At 45.4% G+C, this 16,692-nt stretch carries 17 protein-coding genes, 1 tRNA gene and 1 pseudogene; 11 read left to right on the top strand and 8 right to left on the bottom strand.

The features are described from left to right. A pseudogene (locus tag F6K57_RS27865) lies at positions 1 to 360 on the top strand (hypothetical protein); the annotation flags it as partial. A gap of 130 nt (positions 361 to 490) precedes the next feature. Here the strand turns inward: F6K57_RS27865 and F6K57_RS27860 are convergent. From F6K57_RS27860 to F6K57_RS27850, 3 genes are read right to left on the bottom strand one after another with little or no spacing between them, the layout of a single operon-like run. After that, entirely contained in the window at positions 491 to 4,408 is a 3,918-nt protein-coding gene (locus F6K57_RS27860; RefSeq protein ID WP_293071651.1) for a hypothetical protein, read from the bottom strand. Then, a complete protein-coding gene (locus tag F6K57_RS27855) occupies positions 4,405 to 4,596 on the bottom strand; it encodes a hypothetical protein (RefSeq protein ID WP_293019439.1) in 192 nt (63 codons plus the stop codon). Before F6K57_RS27855 ends, F6K57_RS27860 begins: the two co-directional genes overlap by 4 nt. Next, on the bottom strand, positions 4,551 to 5,900 hold the full coding sequence (locus tag F6K57_RS27850) for an ATP-binding protein (protein ID WP_293071650.1): 1,350 nt from the start codon (positions 5,898 to 5,900) through the stop codon (positions 4,551 to 4,553). The genes F6K57_RS27855 and F6K57_RS27850 overlap by 46 nt, the downstream gene beginning before the upstream one ends. 168 nt (positions 5,901 to 6,068) lie before the next feature. On the opposite strand from F6K57_RS27850, the gene F6K57_RS27845 reads away from it, so the two are divergent. From F6K57_RS27845 to F6K57_RS27835, 3 genes are all read left to right on the top strand, one after another. Then, positions 6,069 to 6,578: a hypothetical protein gene (locus F6K57_RS27845; RefSeq protein WP_293071649.1), complete on the top strand. Its 510-nt coding sequence runs from the start codon at positions 6,069 to 6,071 to the stop codon at positions 6,576 to 6,578. Positions 6,579 to 6,726: 148 nt separating this feature from the next. Continuing rightward, positions 6,727 to 7,008 (top strand): hypothetical protein, encoded by a 282-nt coding sequence (locus F6K57_RS27840; protein ID WP_143727928.1) that lies wholly within the window; start codon positions 6,727 to 6,729, stop codon positions 7,006 to 7,008. Then, entirely contained in the window at positions 6,956 to 7,765 is an 810-nt protein-coding gene (locus tag F6K57_RS27835; protein WP_293071648.1) for a creatininase family protein, read from the top strand. The genes F6K57_RS27840 and F6K57_RS27835 overlap by 53 nt, the downstream gene beginning before the upstream one ends. Here the strand turns inward: F6K57_RS27835 and F6K57_RS27830 are convergent. Further along, complete coding sequence (locus tag F6K57_RS27830; protein ID WP_293019446.1) at positions 7,738 to 7,896, bottom strand: hypothetical protein; 159 nt, start codon at positions 7,894 to 7,896, stop codon at positions 7,738 to 7,740. The genes F6K57_RS27835 and F6K57_RS27830 overlap by 28 nt on opposite strands. A 97-nt stretch (positions 7,897 to 7,993) precedes the next feature. Next, positions 7,994 to 8,074, bottom strand: a tRNA-Leu gene (locus tag F6K57_RS27825). Positions 8,075 to 8,395: 321 nt separating this feature from the next. Between F6K57_RS27825 and accC the strand changes: the two genes are divergently transcribed. Next, entirely contained in the window at positions 8,396 to 9,742 is a 1,347-nt protein-coding gene (accC, locus tag F6K57_RS27820) for an acetyl-CoA carboxylase biotin carboxylase subunit (protein WP_293019447.1), read from the top strand. 50 nt (positions 9,743 to 9,792) lie between these two features. Beyond that, positions 9,793 to 9,960 (top strand): hypothetical protein, encoded by a 168-nt coding sequence (locus F6K57_RS27815; RefSeq protein WP_293071647.1) that lies wholly within the window; start codon positions 9,793 to 9,795, stop codon positions 9,958 to 9,960. 166 nt (positions 9,961 to 10,126) lie between these two features. Here F6K57_RS27815 and F6K57_RS27810 read toward each other — a convergent pair whose 3' ends face one another. Further along, positions 10,127 to 10,411, bottom strand: coding sequence for a YggT family protein (locus F6K57_RS27810; RefSeq protein WP_008186608.1), 285 nt, complete (start codon positions 10,409 to 10,411; stop codon positions 10,127 to 10,129). 312 nt (positions 10,412 to 10,723) lie between these two features. On the opposite strand from F6K57_RS27810, the gene F6K57_RS27805 reads away from it, so the two are divergent. The 4 genes from F6K57_RS27805 to F6K57_RS27790 all read left to right on the top strand — a co-directional run bounded on the left by F6K57_RS27805 (position 10,724) and on the right by F6K57_RS27790 (position 12,752). After that, the gene (locus F6K57_RS27805) at positions 10,724 to 10,906 is read left to right on the top strand and encodes a hypothetical protein (RefSeq protein ID WP_293071646.1); all 183 of its coding nucleotides are present in this window, start codon (positions 10,724 to 10,726) and stop codon (positions 10,904 to 10,906) included. An 81-nt stretch (positions 10,907 to 10,987) separates the two neighbouring features. Next, entirely contained in the window at positions 10,988 to 11,107 is a 120-nt protein-coding gene (locus F6K57_RS27800; RefSeq protein WP_075905548.1) for a photosystem II reaction center X protein, read from the top strand. 195 nt (positions 11,108 to 11,302) lie between these two features. Next, positions 11,303 to 12,286: a Ycf66 family protein gene (locus F6K57_RS27795; protein WP_293071645.1), complete on the top strand. Its 984-nt coding sequence runs from the start codon at positions 11,303 to 11,305 to the stop codon at positions 12,284 to 12,286. 316 nt (positions 12,287 to 12,602) lie between these two features. Beyond that, entirely contained in the window at positions 12,603 to 12,752 is a 150-nt protein-coding gene (locus F6K57_RS27790) for a hypothetical protein (RefSeq protein ID WP_293071644.1), read from the top strand. Here F6K57_RS27790 and F6K57_RS27785 read toward each other — a convergent pair. Together F6K57_RS27785 and F6K57_RS27780 are read right to left on the bottom strand one after the other, a co-directional pair. Next, positions 12,693 to 16,007: a HEAT repeat domain-containing protein gene (locus tag F6K57_RS27785; RefSeq protein ID WP_293071643.1), complete on the bottom strand. Its 3,315-nt coding sequence runs from the start codon at positions 16,005 to 16,007 to the stop codon at positions 12,693 to 12,695. The genes F6K57_RS27790 and F6K57_RS27785 overlap by 60 nt on opposite strands. A gap of 28 nt (positions 16,008 to 16,035) precedes the next feature. Beyond that, entirely contained in the window at positions 16,036 to 16,188 is a 153-nt protein-coding gene (locus F6K57_RS27780; protein ID WP_293071642.1) for a hypothetical protein, read from the bottom strand. Between the two features lie 304 nt (positions 16,189 to 16,492). On the opposite strand from F6K57_RS27780, the gene F6K57_RS27775 reads away from it, so the two are divergent. Further along, positions 16,493 to 16,692: hypothetical protein (locus tag F6K57_RS27775; protein ID WP_293071641.1), on the top strand; the 200-nt coding region annotated here is incomplete at its 3' end.

Genomic DNA, 16,692 nt, shown 5'->3' with positions numbered 1-16,692 from the left:
AAAAACCCCTTAGATGAATGGATTTATTTTCTGAAAAACAGCGACATCAAAGCGGAATTTTCTGCCAAAGGAATAGCCGAAGCCAAGGAGGCGCTACGAGTTAATAATTTATCAGAACAAGAACGAGCAGCTTACGAGCGTTATATCAACAACAAGCGTGACGAAGCCAGTATCCTGAGTACCCAAGAGTTTGAGACCAAATGGCAAGTGGAACAGGCAGAAATTAGAGGGATGGAAAAAGGGATAAAACAAGAAAAAATAGCGATCGCCCGTTCCTGCCGGGAACAAGGTTTAGATGTGGAGACTATTATGAAAATCACCCAACTTTCTCGGGAAGAGATTGAATCAATTAAGAATTAAGAATTAAGAATTAAGAATTAAGAATTAAGAATTAAGAATTAAGAATTGAGAATTGAGAATTAAGAATTGAGAATTTGTAATTCTACATTTTGCCTTCTACATTCTACATTCTACATTCTACATTCTACATTCATTCTTCCAGCAAGCCATCACAAAACGCCTTCAGTTCCGGAGTCATAGAACTATCCGTTAAATTACGACGTAAGTAAGCGCAACCCCTAGCTAAGAGTCCATCCAGGGTGTCCACCCGCCACAGCTTGATGGTATCCTCGTCTATGGTAGCCAGTTGGGTCCCATCTGGGTTGAACACCATCCGAGTCCCCTCGAATTGAGCAATTTGCCGACCCCTTAAATCCCACAGGCGCACGGTACAGTCACCTCCAGCGCTAGCGAGCAGCTGACCATCCGGGCTAAATTCCACCTGGTCAACCCAACCCTGATGCCCCTGAAATGCTTGGACTTGCCCAGTGTTGACATTCCAAACTCTCATGATTCCGTAATCTCCAGTGCTAGCCAACAGCTGACTATCCCGGCTCAATGTCAGCTGGTAAACTCTACCCTGATGCCTTTTAAATGCTTGAACTTGTCCAGTGTTTACTTCCCACAATCTCACGATTCTGTCAACTCCAGCGCTAGCCAGCAGCTGACCATCCGGGCTAAATTCCATCTGCGAAACCGAACTCTGATGCCCCTTCAATTCATATTGGACTTGGCCAGTATTTACATCCCACAACCTGACCATTCCGTCAAATCCAGCGCTAGCCAGCAGCTGACCATCCGGGCTCAATGCCACCTGCGAAACCCAACCCTGATGCCCCTTCAATTCTTGGACTTGGCCAGTATTTACATCCCACAACCTGACCATTCCGTCAACTCCAGCGCTAGCCAGCAGCTGACCATCCTGGCCCAATACCACCTGCCTAACCTGACCCTGATGCCCCTTCAATGGTTGGACTTGCCCAGTGTTGAGATCCCAAACCCTCACGATTCTCTGGTCGCCAGCAATAGCCAGATGCTGACCATCCCGGCTAAATTCCACCTGCCTAACCCTACCCTGATACCCCTTAAATTTTTGTTGGACTTGTCGAGTTTTTAGGTTCCACAACCTCACCATTCCTTCCTCTCCAACGCTAGCGAGCAGCTGACCATCCAGGCTGAATTGCAACTGCTTAACCCAACCCTGATGCTTTCCAAGTCTAGGCTCCTGAATCTGGTCAAGAATCCGTTGTAAAGCCAGTAAAGGACTAGCAGCAGGATAGTCTTTCAAGGGAGTATTTTTCGTGACCATTGCTTGCAATGCTTTCCCCGTCTCCATAGCTCCTTGTAAGGCATCAAACTGGCTATAGTTATGAAACTGGCTATACTTAAATTCCTTAAGATGTTCAACTCCTGCTCGTTCTAGTTTGGCTCCTTCTTGCTTCCTTTGCTCCAAAATCCGCTTTTGTTCCTCAAACTTTGCCAATCTCTTCCGAATTGGATATACTAAATAATCATGAACTAACTGATATAATTCTTCTGTTCCTAGTGGAATCTGAAACACTAAACCTGAACCCACTAAAATCTCCAAAATCAGGCTGATATGCTCTGGGGGTAAATTTAATACACTAGCTAATTGAGTTTCGGTTCTTATGGGTCGAAGTTGCTTGTCATCGGTCAAGAGAGACAACAATTTCCAGGTAGTTTCTCGGTATTTCGGTCCACAATCGGTAACCACAGCCTCCAGATAACGCTCTACTAGTTTTTCCTTATCGCCCCCTTGCTGATACCTGTCCAAGGTGACAATTCCCTCGGTTTCTAATTGTGCTCCCACCACTTGCAACTCAATCGGACGCACTTCTCCCGTTTCTGCTGCTAAATCTTTTACCAATTGTTCAATCAGCTGTGGTTCTAAGGAAAACTTAGCCTGCTCCGTTAACCGTTCAATCACCGCTTTGGCCTGGGCTTGAGGAAAATTTCCTAAGTAATAGAGGACATCTTTGCTGAGAAGATCATTATTGACCACATCTAAACTAATCAGGCGGTCATTACACTCTAATAAATAATAGATATAATCTTCTCGCAAGGCCAGAATCACCTTCACGGCCTCAAGGTCTAGACAGTCTTTTAAAAATTGATAAAAAACTCGCCGCTGCTGTGGCTGAGGATACTGAAAGAAAAATTCTTCAAACTGGTCGAAAATTAGAACAGTCAGTCGATTAGTGTCAGCCTTGTATCCCAGCTGGTGGAGAATTTTTCCCAGAATTTCTTTTCCATCTCCTCTCTGGTCTGTTCCAATTATCCTTTTAGCCAAGCTATGCTGCCACCGTTTATAAACTGTCAGCAACACTGGCTCCACATCCCGAGCAGAAATAATCTCTTGCTGTAATCTCGGAATTAAACCAGACTGAAGTAGAAAACTTTTACCCACGCCAGAGGAGCCACAAATTACCGTTAGTTTGTGGTCTTTGCGAGCAATACGCTCAACTAAGTCATTAATCGCTTGTTCTCGACCAGAGGCAGCAATGCGATCAGCCACTTGAGTATCCCTGATGCGTTGGTTGAGGGACAATTGACCAACCCCCACAAATGCCCGAAACCGGAACTGATACTCGATTGATTGCTGGTATGCTTTAACTGAGAACGCTTTTTGATACTCCCCTTGGTCAAAGTAGAGCTGTCGCAATTCTCTGAGAATTTTAATATATAGATAGGGATTAAAGTTAGGATTGGTGTGGTATTGGGCTTCCTCTAGATGCCAAATCCCGTAGTCGGGTTCACCGAGATGGTTGTAGGCTCTGGCTAAGGATAAGCGATACCAACCTTGATGAAGTCCCCACGCCCAGTCCAACTGCTCGAGAGTCAGGTCACCAGGGCGTTGCACAGAATGCTGGGCATCGGTAAGGATGTCCAGTGCTTTAGTGGCCAATTTCTTGACCCGAGGCCATTGGGAGCGAGCAATGGCGACTTGTGCCGCTAGAAAGCCGTAATCATGGGCAAGCCAGACCGGGTTGGGATATTTTTGATGGAGGGTTAAGGCTTTTTTAGCTAACTGATATAACTCATGCCATAGCCCTAGTCTTTGTAGAATTTCCCCCAAGGGATTGATAAACTTAGCTACTAAGTCGAAACGCTTGGCTTGATCAAAGGCTTTATGCGATCGCAAAAAATAGTCTCTAGCCCTTAGGCAATGTTCCTTACCCTGATTCCGGTCTTGATCAGCATAGGTACGCCACCATTGCCCCATATGAAACAGAACACATCCGTATCGGATTAGATGTTCGGGGTCGGAAGAAGGGTAAACTCCCAGGAGATCTTCCCATAGCTTTAAACTTCGTTGATAATGCTTCTTAGACTGCTTGAGATTATGGGGAATTCCTCGACCTAGGATAAATTCCACACTGGCTTCTAAGTCTGGCGTTAATGCTACCTGCCGATGTTGCAAGTCTTGCCAAGCTTGGCCTAAGTCCGCCACCTGCTGGTTACTGATATTCTGTCCATGGTGAAGACCCCCAGCGGCTCCAGCAGCTAAGACTTGAGCAAACCCAAGATCAGTAACCTGTTGGATAAATTCGATTACGTTAGCGGTAGAGATTTGAAAGTCCAGGGTTGAACCGGTTCCCCAACTGGCCAAATCCCTGGCGGAGCGCAGGAATTGGGAATATACTCGGTCATCTACCCAAAATAAAACCGGGACATGGAACTGTTTGCGAAACTCTTCCCGGACTCGATTGGCTAATCTCAGCAGTTGCTCAAGGTCTCTGACCACCTCAAAGCCATACACCATAATCCCTTGGGGCGGTTGTTGTCCCAGTTGGGATTGAATCTTGCTGTATATAGTCCTGTAGAGCTGGGTCACCTCGGGAGTTAACCCAATCGGTAAAATCTCTACCGAACAAACCTCTGCCAGCTGTTGAATCAACTGGTCTCGCCACTGGGTATAATTACAATGGGCAAAGATTAAGGAAAATTCCTGTTCACTGGCTCCCATTTCCATTGCCCAAGCCAGCTGCTTCAATAGCTGTTGATGATTAGCTTGTTGGTGATGATCCTCTGGCTTACTATTAGTCATTGAGTTATGGCAATCGGTGTCATGGTGTTTCCAAATTCAACAGACCAATAATTACCAATATCAATCTCAAAGCGCATTCTTGCTAACCCAATTGCCAATTCCCGATTCCCGATTCCCGATTCCCGATTCCCGATTCCCTCTCCTACAACTTGCCCGTTTCTACCAAAATCGGATTGACTGTAAACCAAGACCCTTGAGTGTCATAGTATTCATACACAAATAGACTACGCACCAGTACTCGATAATGGTCGTCACCACTTACTTCTTGGTTCTGATGCACCTGACGCAATAATTTCCACTCCTCTTCATCAATAGCTAATCGGATTTTATTGCAGCGACTACCAATAACCTGGTCTAACCCTGCCCGGGATAGGGGTAACTTGCCCTCCAGCATAATCCAATCCCGAAGCATTGCCAGTAACTCCCGCACATGACCACCACTGATAGAACAGAGTCTGTCCAGGGTTTCCGGTGCATCAAACACTTCCGCAATCCCCTGCAACCGTTGCGCTGGTGCTAGCTTAGGGAAAGCTCTAGCCATTACCATCGCTCTGAGCTGCGCCATTCCTTCCTGACACTCCTTACCATTCCGTTGCGTCACTGGCACCATGGGCAACACCTTCGGCTCAACCCCGAAACGATTGGTAAGCCGAACGATATCATTACAGAATCGTAGCCCTAGGGGCATGGTATAAATCACATGACAGTTGAGTTGGCGCAACTGTTCTCCCCGGTCCACAAATAAATATTCCGGTTGTGGTCTCCCCCAAGACTTCGGCACAATTTCCACCCGGTCAAGGTTATCCACAATCACCACTAGTCCCCGTTTTCCCTGGTGTTGGAGTTGAGCGATCGCAGGCTCAATCAACTCGGTATTAATTACATCAATAATGGTTTTGGTACGAGGTTCGATATAATCCCGCAACCGATTACGCAAGGTTGGGCTATTTTTAGCTCTCGTGGTAATCTTGGCAATCCCTGCCGATAAGGAATACTCTCCCTGTTTTTCCTTGACCCCAAACTCACCAACCTTGGGAATCTTAACCTCAACCCCAGTCACATCGGAACCCAACAATGTGGTAATTTCCTGTAGGAAAGCTTTAAAGCCTTTTAGTTGTAAGTTAACCTGGCTAGCTTCCAAACTTTCACTGACCTGGCGAGCAATAACTAATAAAATATCCCCCACATCCACATCATTCATCTCCAAGTCCTGATCCGACTCGAAGTAAACCACATGAAAGTTTTCTGCTAGCAACTCAGCCTTGAGTCGAGATAATTCCGTAGACTTCCCACAACCAATATGTCCCGTAAATAATTGACAGGTGGGCTGGTCTTCCGAGAATAGAGTAATTTGCGCTTTCAGTTGCTCAATCAGTGCTCCCCCTCGGACAGAAGAAAAATCGATATAGAGCTTCTGGTCTTCTGCCTGGGTGAGATCAAGGGTTTTACTTGGGTTAGTGGCTTTGTAAAACTGGGTGAAATTTAGAGTCATCAGGCGTGGGGTGTGGGGTGTGGGGTGTGGGGTGTCAGATCATCAAGGGTTCAAGACTGTTTATGTATCATAAGTAATGCTGCGATTTCTAATTCGTTTTTGGGTACACTAATAGGTAATTTTTGTCTATAGTAATCCATTGCACTAAGGGTAGGCTAATTTAAGCAAGTGCGATCGCATCAGCCTCTGAACCTGGTGATTGAGCCTCTGAGCCTGATCAGCCAAAGTGATCCCACTAGCTTAATGACTTGGAGGATAAAATTTATGGCAAGCCTTAATCTCAAAGAAGAAGCACGTAGATTAATTGATAAATTACCAGAAGATTTTAGCTGGGCAGACCTAATACAGGAAATTCACCTCCGCCAAGATGTTAAAACTCAACCGGCTGACAGTAGAGAAGCTCGAAAGATACCTGTAGTAACAGCTATCTTCGATGGTGAGGTTTTACGCTTAGACAGATTAGACAGAACTGTTAATCTCGAACCGGGCAAGCGCTATGCGATTGCTATTGAGACAGAAGTGAAAACAGTTACTAGCCAAAATGCCTGGGATTTGTTAGAAGGATTTGCTGGAACAGTTGAAGCACCATCAGACTGGGCTATTGAACATGACCATTATTTGTATGGTACGCCTAAGTCTAATCTTGAGGATGAGCACGGAGTAGGGAGTAGGGAGTAGGGAGTAGGGAGTAGGGGTAAGAAATATGAAAGAACAAGGTTTAACAGATGCTTTAACTACAGATAAGCACTTTGTCCAAGCTGGTTATCGAGCTTTGATGCTTGATAAATAAAAAACTATAGCACTAAGGGTAGGCTAATTTAGGCAAGTGCGATCGCATCAGCCTCTGAACCTGGTGATTGAGCCTCTGAATCTCGTGAACGAGTCTCTGAATCTCGTGAACGAGTCTCTGAACCTAATCAGCCACTTGTGTAAAGTAATCTATAGCCTTTCTCATCCTGATCAGGTATATTTAATTTTCTTACTCCTATTCCCTGTTACCTGCTGCCTACTCCCTACTCCCTGCTCCCTGCTCCCTGTTCCCTCTCCCCAGTCTTATGCACAATTTCATTCCTCCAGAACGCTTTTTCCCTTATCTGACCTGGACTGATATCGAACAGATGCCAGACAAAGAAAATGTTGTGATTATTCAGCCGGTCGCTTCCATTGAGCAGCATGGCCCCCATTTACCGCTGATTGTAGATGCGGCCATTGGGGTGGGAGTCTTGGGCAAAGCCTTAGGCTGCTTAGACCCAGAAATCCCGGCTTATGCTTTGCCTCCCCTTTATTACGGTAAATCCAATGAGCATTGGCATTTTCCTGGCACCATTACCCTTAGTGCTCAAACCTTGCTAGCGGTGCTGATGGAAATGGCTGATAGTATCTATCGGTGTGGGTTTCGGAAGTTAGTACTGATGAATTCCCATGGCGGACAACCCCAAGTGATGGAAATTGCAGCACGGGATATTCACCAGAAGCATGAAGACTTTATGGTCTTCCCCTTGTTTACCTGGGGCGTGCCTAACATGGCCAAGGAATTAGCCACCCAGAAAGAATTAGAATTAGGGATTCATGGGGGGGATTTAGAAACTAGTCTCATGCTCTGTCTACTCCCCGGTCAAGTGAAAATGGATCGGGCAGTAAAGGAATATCCCCAGGGATTGCCCGAGGATAGTCTATTGAGTATGGAAGGACAATTGTCCTTTGCTTGGCTGACCAAGGGGTTGACTCAGAGTGGAGTACTCGGGGATGCCACAGCAGCAACTGAGGAAAAAGGCGATCGCTTATTAGCCTCTCTTTGTGATGGTTGGGTAAACGTGATTCGGGATATCTATCGGTTTCAGCAGCCTGATGTAACGAAGAGGTGATGGCTGGCGGGAATCGGGAATCGGGAGTCGGGAATCGGGAATCGGGAATCGGGGAGTGTGGGGAGAGGGGGAGGTGTGGGAGGTGTGGGAATAGGCAAGAGGCAAGAGGCAATGGTGCGCCCTTGTCCCATAGTGCTGCATCGCTTTTATGATACTGTTTTCGTCAATTTTTATGCCCTGAGCCGAAGCTCTCCGTTGCGAAGTTGCCCACAACTTCAGGCTGATCAATGCGGATGGCGAGACTCGAACTCGCATGGCTTTCGCCACACGCCCCTCAAGCGTGCGTGTCTACCATTCCACCACATCCGCTAATAACTCATTTCGTAGGATAACATACAACAGGACGAAGCTGCAAAGCCTAGCTCAAAAAATGCTGTCAAAATTGAAGGGAGTAGGGAGTAGGGAGTAGGGAGTAGGGTAAGAGTTTGTTTAGTCTGGGTCTCGGAGGTGGGTAGGGGGGGAATGGGGAAAAATCCTGTCTACCTCACTCGTGATGACAATTGCGATAGTTTATAAACTATGTTCCTCCCCACACTTCCCACACTTCCCACACTTCCCACCCTCCCCACACCTCCCCATCAATCTTAGTTTTAAATCTCAAATAAAAACCCTATATAGCCAAGCTATTCTATGAAATTTTCAAAGATCTTAATTGCCAATCGTGGGGAAATTGCCTTACGGATTATCCGAACCTGTGAGGAGATGGGGATTCCCACCGTTGCAGTTCACTCCACCATTGACCAACACGCTCTTAATGTCCAACTCGCAGATGAAGCGGTTTGTATCGGGGACCCCCCCAGCAACAAAAGTTATTTAAATATACCTAATATTATTGCTGCAGCCCTCACTCGCAACGCCACTGCCATTCATCCAGGCTATGGTTTCCTATCAGAAAATGCCCGTTTTGCTGAAATCTGTGCTGATCATCAGATTTCTTTCATCGGCCCTACCCCAGAAGCGATCCGAGCCATGGGGGATAAATCTACGGCCAAAGAAACCATGCAACGAGCTGGTGTGCCCACAGTGCCCGGAAGTGATGGATTAGTCAGCTCTGAGCTTGAAGCTCATGCGATCGCATGTCAAATTGGGTATCCTGTGATGATTAAAGCCACTGCTGGTGGTGGAGGAAGGGGTATGCGCCTGGTACAGGATGACAGCCAATTGATTAAACTCTTCCAAGCTGCTCAAGGAGAAGCCCAAGCTGCCTTTGGTAATGGCGGGGTATATATTGAAAAATTTATTCAACGCCCTCGCCATATCGAGATTCAAATTTTAGCTGATAGTCACGGCAATGTAATCCACTTGGGTGAGCGAGACTGCTCGATCCAACGCCGTCACCAAAAGCTACTGGAAGAAGCCCCTAGCCCAGTGCTTGACCCAGAATTGCGGGAAAAGATGGGTAATGCTGCGGTAATGGCCGCTAAGTCCATCAATTACGTTGGAGTTGGCACAGTAGAGTTTCTCTTAGATGCCTCTGGTGAGTTCTACTTTATGGAAATGAACACCCGAATTCAGGTAGAACACCCAGTCACCGAGATGATCACCGGTCTAGACTTGATCGCCGAACAAATTAAAATTGCTCAAGGGGAGAAACTAAGCCTTACCCAAGACCAAATTACTCTCAAAGGTCACGCCATCGAATGTCGGATTAATGCCGAAGACCCAGACCACGCTTTCCGTCCCCAACCAGGACGAATTAGTGCTTACCTACCACCAGGAGGACCATGGGTGCGCATGGATTCCCATGTTTACCCCGATTACGAAATCCCCCCCTATTACGACTCTCTGATTGGCAAATTAATCGTTTGGGGTCCCACCCGTGATGCTGCCATTCAGCGCATGAAACGAGCCTTAAGGGAGTGTGCCATTACCGGAGTCACCACCACCCTGACTTTCCATCAAAAAATCCTAGAGACACAAGCCTTTCTTGAGGGTCAAGTCTATACCAATTTTGTCGAGAAGGAGATGATGAACTGAACCGCAGCTATGCTGAAGGCAGAAGTAGGAAGAAAGACAAAACTAAGTCTTTGGTAATTAGCGATAGCGCTACGCGCACGCTAAGCGATCGCATTTTGTTGTACTTCCACCCTTTATACGCCCCGTCCCACGCTAACGTTTCGCTTCCAGGCGTGGGGCTTCGGCCACGCTACGCGAACAACCAAACAACCTGCAACATTTTAGAATTAAGAATGTAGAGTTCTAAATTCTAAATTATTAATTCTTAATTCTGCCTTCTAAATTCTTAATTATTAATTCTTAATTCTTAATTCTGCATTCTTAATTCTTAATTCTAAATTCTTAATTCTGCCTTCTAAATTCTTAATTCTGCATTCTAAATTCTTAATTCTGATCGACAACCCTCTAAATCATCATCCTCAGGATTCCCTGCTGACCTAAAAGAATTTCCCGCAGCAGGCTGAAAATCCCTACCCAAATAATTGGGCTAATATCAACCCCACCAATGGGAGGGACAATTTTACGCATTGGCACTAAAAAGGGTTCCGTTGGCCAGGCTACTAGATTAAATGGCAAACGATTTAGGTCTACCTGAGGATACCAGGTCAGAACAATGCGAAAGATAAACAAGAAGATCATTAGTCCTAGTAACGGACCAAGAGTCCAGATAGCAATCGTAGCAGCAGTCATGGCTTATTTATTCTAATGATCACAAATGTATTCAGGTGCCACCGTCAGCGGTCAGCGGTCAGTGGTCAGTGGTCAGCGGTCAGCTTATTTTATTTAAAAGCACCTCAAGTACAGTGGCACAGGCTTCTAGCCTGTGAGCCCTAGCGGATTAGCTGATAACTGATACGCGACACGCTGATAACTGATAGCTGAATGCTTACCTGCCGCCTTAGGTGGCTAGGTGGCTTACCAGTGTCCTTGTGATTGTAGTTAATTTAATTTAAAGTTTCTCAATAATAGTATCATGTTCTTGTAAGCATTCAGCTATCAGCCGTGAGCCAAAGGCTCACGCTACTTGAGGTGCCGTCAGCTAATCAACGGGTAGTAAACCAGCTGGGGGGTGCTGGTACGGCTGGTTTAAAATCCCTGCTGGTTTTACTCATCCGACCCCGTGCAGTTATCGCTCCTGCTAGCACCTCAAGTAGCCTGGGCGTAGCGCATAAGCACCTCAAGTAGCGTGGGCGTAGCGCATAAGCTGATAGCTGAATGCTGAATGCTTAATCACAAACAAGGTTTACAAATTAACTAGGAGTTTTTATGACACCTTCATTAGCCAACTTTCTGTGGAGTTTACTTTGGGGTACTGCCATTGTGGTTATTCCTGCCACTGTGGCACTAATCGTCTTTAGCCAGAGCGATAAGATCAAAAGATCATAACAAAATCTCTACTATCTATGCCTTAAACGAACTAAGGCGGAGCTTTGATAGCAGGAAATTGAGTGGGTTCACAACCCGCTCAATTTTTGTATCAAGAATCTCTCCTGATCTAGGAGTAAAATTGTTGTTCTCCAGTTACAGTAGAGTGTAAGACCAATAACTCGCTACCATATAACTGACCATAGGAGAGTAGTAATGGTAAATGTTGGGTTTAATCCAGCTAGCCTTTTGGGCATATTATTGATGCTTGCCGGAGCAGGACTCTATTTCCTGCGCTCGGTTCGTCCAGAACTAGCCAGAGACCATGATATCTTTTTCACTGTGGTCGGGTTAGTTTGTGGCTTTATTTTGGTGTATCATGGATGGCGACTCGACCCGATTTTGCAGTTGAGTCAGCTGTTGTTGAGCGGTACAGCAATATTTTTTGCCGTGGAAAGTCTTCGGTTACGGGGCGTTGCCACTAAAAAAGCCCGGGAAGATGCTGGGTTTGAAGACCGTCAGCGACCAGTTAGCCGTAACTATTACCGCGAAGAACCACAAGAGGCTAATGTTTATGATGAATACGATGAACTAGAGCCTGTAGAGGAGCGATACTCCAACCCTCGTTTGCGGCCCACACCAGATTCCAGGGAAAGGCGCACAGAGCGTTATGAAGTAGAAACCCGCCGTTCAAGGAGTCGAGGGAGTTTAGAGGAATCGAGGCTAGAAGAGCGATCGCGTAAACGCCGCCCTCGTTCTAATGGTCAGTTTTCAGAACGACCTAGAGAGACCTGGCAGGCTCAGTTAGATAGTGATTGGGAAGACAGACCATCTCGTAGTAGACGTTCTCGTCCTTCGGAACAATCTGTGGAACGACCTGTAGAACGATCTGTAGACACTTGGGAGGCTAAGTTAGATCGGGATCTAGACAGAGATCTAGACAGAGATCTAGACAGGGATAGGGAAGACAGACCCGTTCGCCGTAACCGTTCTCGTCGTGAATCTACAGAAAACTATGACTCAGGAAACTATGACTCAGAAAACTATGACTCACAGATAGCCTCAAGGGAAAGAAAGCGTCGTACCACCCCAAGGGAAGAAACATCCTCTAACTACTCAGACCAAAGTGATTATGTGGATTACAAACCCATCGACCTGTCTGAAGAAGATGATGAGCCGTTAGGACCTTTTGAGTACTAATAAAACTAGCTATCAGCTATCAGTGATCAGCTATTAGCCATTAGCTATCAGTGATCAGCAATCAGCAATCAGCAATCAGCAATCAGCAATCAGCTTATGCGCTACGCGCACGCTACGCGAACAGCAATCAGGTATTAGTTATCAGTTATCTGCTAAAGGCTGAGAGCTGAGGGCTAAAGGCTGAGGGCTGAGGGCTGACCACTGACCGCTGACTGCTGACTGCTTAGCCCCCTATGGTATCAAAACAGCGAGGTATTCGGAACAGAAGTTGCTAGACCCTAGGTCTTGTGTTGGATCTAGCTGATGGGATTGACCTTTGGTCACGCTACGCGATCGCATTCAACACAAACTATACTCAGCTCTCTTTCCTACTGCTCCCTACTCCCTACTCCCTACTCCCTGCTCCCTATTCCCTACCTACCACCAAATCCCACAACGCATCAATACCTCTACCCACATACTCTGAATCCTGGTGTTGTTCAATCCATTCAATCACAGTAGGGAGAACATGATTAGATGTTTTGCCCAATTTGCCCAAGGCATAGGCTGCGTTCCTACGCACAAAAGACTCATCATCCATAAGCTGTGCTATTAGGGTGCTGACTACGGTTTCTGAGCTGTTGCCCAAGCTGCCCAAGGCTTTGGCTGCCATCATACGCACATCAGAATTCTCATCCTGAAGTCCTGCTATGAGGGCGTTGATTACAGTTTCTGAGCTGTTGCCCAATTTGTCCAAGGAACTGGCTGCACTCCCACGCACGAAATAATGATCATCCATGAGCCGTGCTAGGAGGGCGTTGACTACAGTTTCTGAGTTGTTGCCCAAATTGCCCAACACTTGGGCTGCACTCCCACGCACAACAGAATCATCATCCTGAAGCAGTGCTAGGAGGGGGTTGACTACAGTTTCTGAGTTGTTGCCCAAATTGACCAAGGCTTCGGCTACCATCCAACGCACATCAGAATTCTCATCCTTGAGCCCTGCTATTAGGGTGTTGATTACAGTTTCTGAGCTGTTACCCAATTGGCCCAAGGCATTAGCTGCACTCCCACGCACAGAATCATCATCCTGAAGCAGTGCTAGGAGGGCGTTGATTAAAGTTTCTGAGCTGTTACCCAATTTGACCAAGGCATCGGCTGCCTCTCCACGTACATCAGAATTATCATCCATGAGTCGTGCTAGGAGGGCGTTGATTACAGTTTCTGAGTTGTTTTCCAAATAGCCCAAGGCATAGGCTGCACTCCCACGCGCAGCAGAATTATCATCCATGAGCCTTGCTAGGAGGGCGTTGATTAAAGTTTCTGAGCTGTTGCCCAATTTGCCCAAGGCTTCCGCTGCCGTCCAACGCACAACAGACTTATCATCCATGAGCCTTGCTAGGAGCGCATTAACTACAATTTCTGAGCTGTTGCCCAATTTGCCCAAGGCTTCCACTGCCTTCTCACGCACAACAGAATCATCATCCTTTAGGGGTGTCAACAATATTGTAATTACCTGATCTTTTTCCCCTAACTCGTGTCGATACTTCAGCAATCGTGTCTCATGAATTAAATTTGTTCGCTCCTTCAACATCTCTAGAGCTTGTGTCTCAAAATCCGTTTCATACAAACTACAAATTATCTGATCAACCTGTTCGTAAACCCTCTCGCCAACCCGCTCCTCACTACTCACCTCCAACTCAACCAACCCCTCTAAAATTTCTTGCACCAACTCACTATCAGTACTCCGTAAATTTTTCGGGTCTTCTGCCAAACAATTACCAGCAAACAACAAATCCCGATGTAACCACTGCTCATAGTTACTCTTATTAGTCAAAACTGCCCGAATTGCCTTCGCCGCATTTTTCGGTTTTTGTTGTGCTATCAGCAATAATAACACTTCGCGCCAGTGGGAGTCATGTAAATGCTCCCGAATATGATTCAAAACAATATCGAAATCATACTCATTTTCCGCTTGATAGTTAATCTCCTGAGCACACAAATATTCTTGAAACGTCTTATGGACAAAAGCATAACAATCTTGCCCCTGTTCATTCAACAAACCCGTGCGCTTCTGGATCAACTCCACAAACCGTTTTGCCTCTTCTTTAGCTTCATGAAGCTTCACTTGCTTCAAGGTTTTAATCTGTTGACTTAACTGACCAATCAACTCATCCTTGTCAATGAGCGTGCCACTATCCTTATCTTCAGCATTTCCCTGAGTATGAATCCAATACGCCAACCATTCCATCAATCGGCGCAAATCATCCAAACTCAAATAGCTCAACCACTTATCACTACTTAATTCTTTATTAGCATCCCAAGAGGTTAACAAGGTTTCCACTGCTTTGTCATAAAGCTTATACCGTTCCTTGGGCAAAACTGCTTGATACCGATGAATTAATGCAATAATTGTCAACAATAACGGATTTCGTGCCAATAGCGTAATCCGGTCATTATCATCCAGAGCCTTTCGTAAACTCTCCTTGCGCCTTTGAGCTTCTGCTTGGTCTTGAAAGCGACTGTTATACCAGTTATCAATAAACGCCGAAATCTTGCTATCATCAAAGGCTTCAATTTGATAGTGGGGAAATTCCTCAGTGCGGAAAAAATCCCGGCGATAACCAGCCGGTCTAGAGGTAATAATAGCGCGATTTCTGTCAAACTGTCCTAAAAAATTCTCGATGCGCCTGACCACATCATTGCGTTTAGCCTCATCTGCTACTTCATCCAAACCATCCAGCAATATCAACGCCCTACCATCAGACAACCAATGCTCAAAAAATCCCACTGGTAACCGTTGCACTGACATGGTGTTTTCCGCAAACCCACGAGCATAGTCGATCAGGTTTTTATCGAGATTTATCCCAAAATCTCGCATCCTAATTAAAATCGGTAGCCAATCCGTATCACCATCTAATCCCAAAACCTCAGCCTTGCTGTCAGCCAACATTACTGCAAAATAACTCATCAACGTGGTTTTTCCAGAACCAGGCGCACCCAATATCACCACTCGTCTCGACTGACTTTGGCTCAATAGCTGCTGAGCTAAGAATTTCCTACCAGTCGTCTTTCTTGACAGCGCCCTTTCCGGTTTTTCGGCACTTTCTGCTGCTAAAAACTCCCGCTCCCAAGCGCCAGCAGTTGATACCTCTTCCACCACATCGGGCATTACAAAAATTTGCGCTAACTTCTCCGATTTCTCTACTTCTTGCCCAGGCACAGCAATGCCAGCAAATTTAACATCATCAAACCAGTTAGCTAACTGCTCACAATAATCCTGTTTAGCTACCTGAAATTTTATATAAGTAACTGTATGCTGAAAATAAGCATTAACAAATGTCTCTATCCAATGCTTGAGGCTATCTTGATTTAGTTTAATGTTATTCGTTTCTGCGTCTTGTAGAAATACCCTGATTAAAATCTCCCGATCAGGCTGCCCTTGATTAATTAATGGTTTCTGTAATTCTGCTAAAACTGCTGCATTAGTAAAATAGCCCCCCAAAAAATTTTTAACTCCATTCAATCCATCCGGGGGAGCGTGAAAAAATAACAGTTGGCTCGGTTCCAGTTGTTTTTCCCATTCCTTAACTGCGTCTTCTCCCGCTTTGATTGCCTTCTCTACATCGTTTTTAGTCAGAGCTTTAACTATACGCTTCCCTGCTTCCCCCGCAACAGTACCTAACAAAGGTGACGCTATTTTCGATAGTTCCAAACCAGCTAAAAAGGAGAATGGTTCCATAATTTATAGGTAATTATGTTCGATGCTATTAATTATAGCAATTTAGGGAGTAGGGAGTAGGGAGCAGGGAGTAGGGAGTAGGGAGTAGGGAGTAGGGAGTAGGGAGTAGGGAGTAGGGAGTAGGGAATCGGGAATCGGGAATCGGGAATCGGGAATCGGGAAAAAATCCTGTGCAGCTCACTAATAGTATGATAAACGATAGAATTTATAAATTATAAATTATAAATTATAAATTATAAATTATAAATTATAATTTATCAAAAAATGCGATACTCTGAAATAGGCGCTATGGGATTTACCTTAGGCTACGCTACGGGATGCTCGGTACGATCCGCTACGCGATCACTAATACAAAAATAACCAAAAAAAACTAAATTAATATTTTTTATATATACCCCAAAAATAAAAAAAATAAAAAATACTTGACAAAATAAATAATTATTTATTAACATAAATATGTCACCAATACAACAGCAAAACAACTTATGGACATCGAAAACTTTCTCCAAAATTTCGAGTATAACCCCAACAATCCTAATCTCCCTGAATCATTTGGCCAACCCCAGCCAGGACGGAAGCAAATCAAACATATATTGATCGGTTCTCCCAAAATTGTGCGGGTCACAATCTATAGCCTTTATAGCCGTGGCTACGCCCAAGTTGATGAGTGGAGCACTCCTCAACC

The sequence above is a fragment of the Moorena sp. SIO4A5 genome (genome assembly GCF_010672005.1).
GTDB lineage: Bacteria > Cyanobacteriota > Cyanobacteriia > Cyanobacteriales > Coleofasciculaceae > Moorena.
This window is presented reverse-complemented; position numbering and strand designations above follow the sequence as displayed.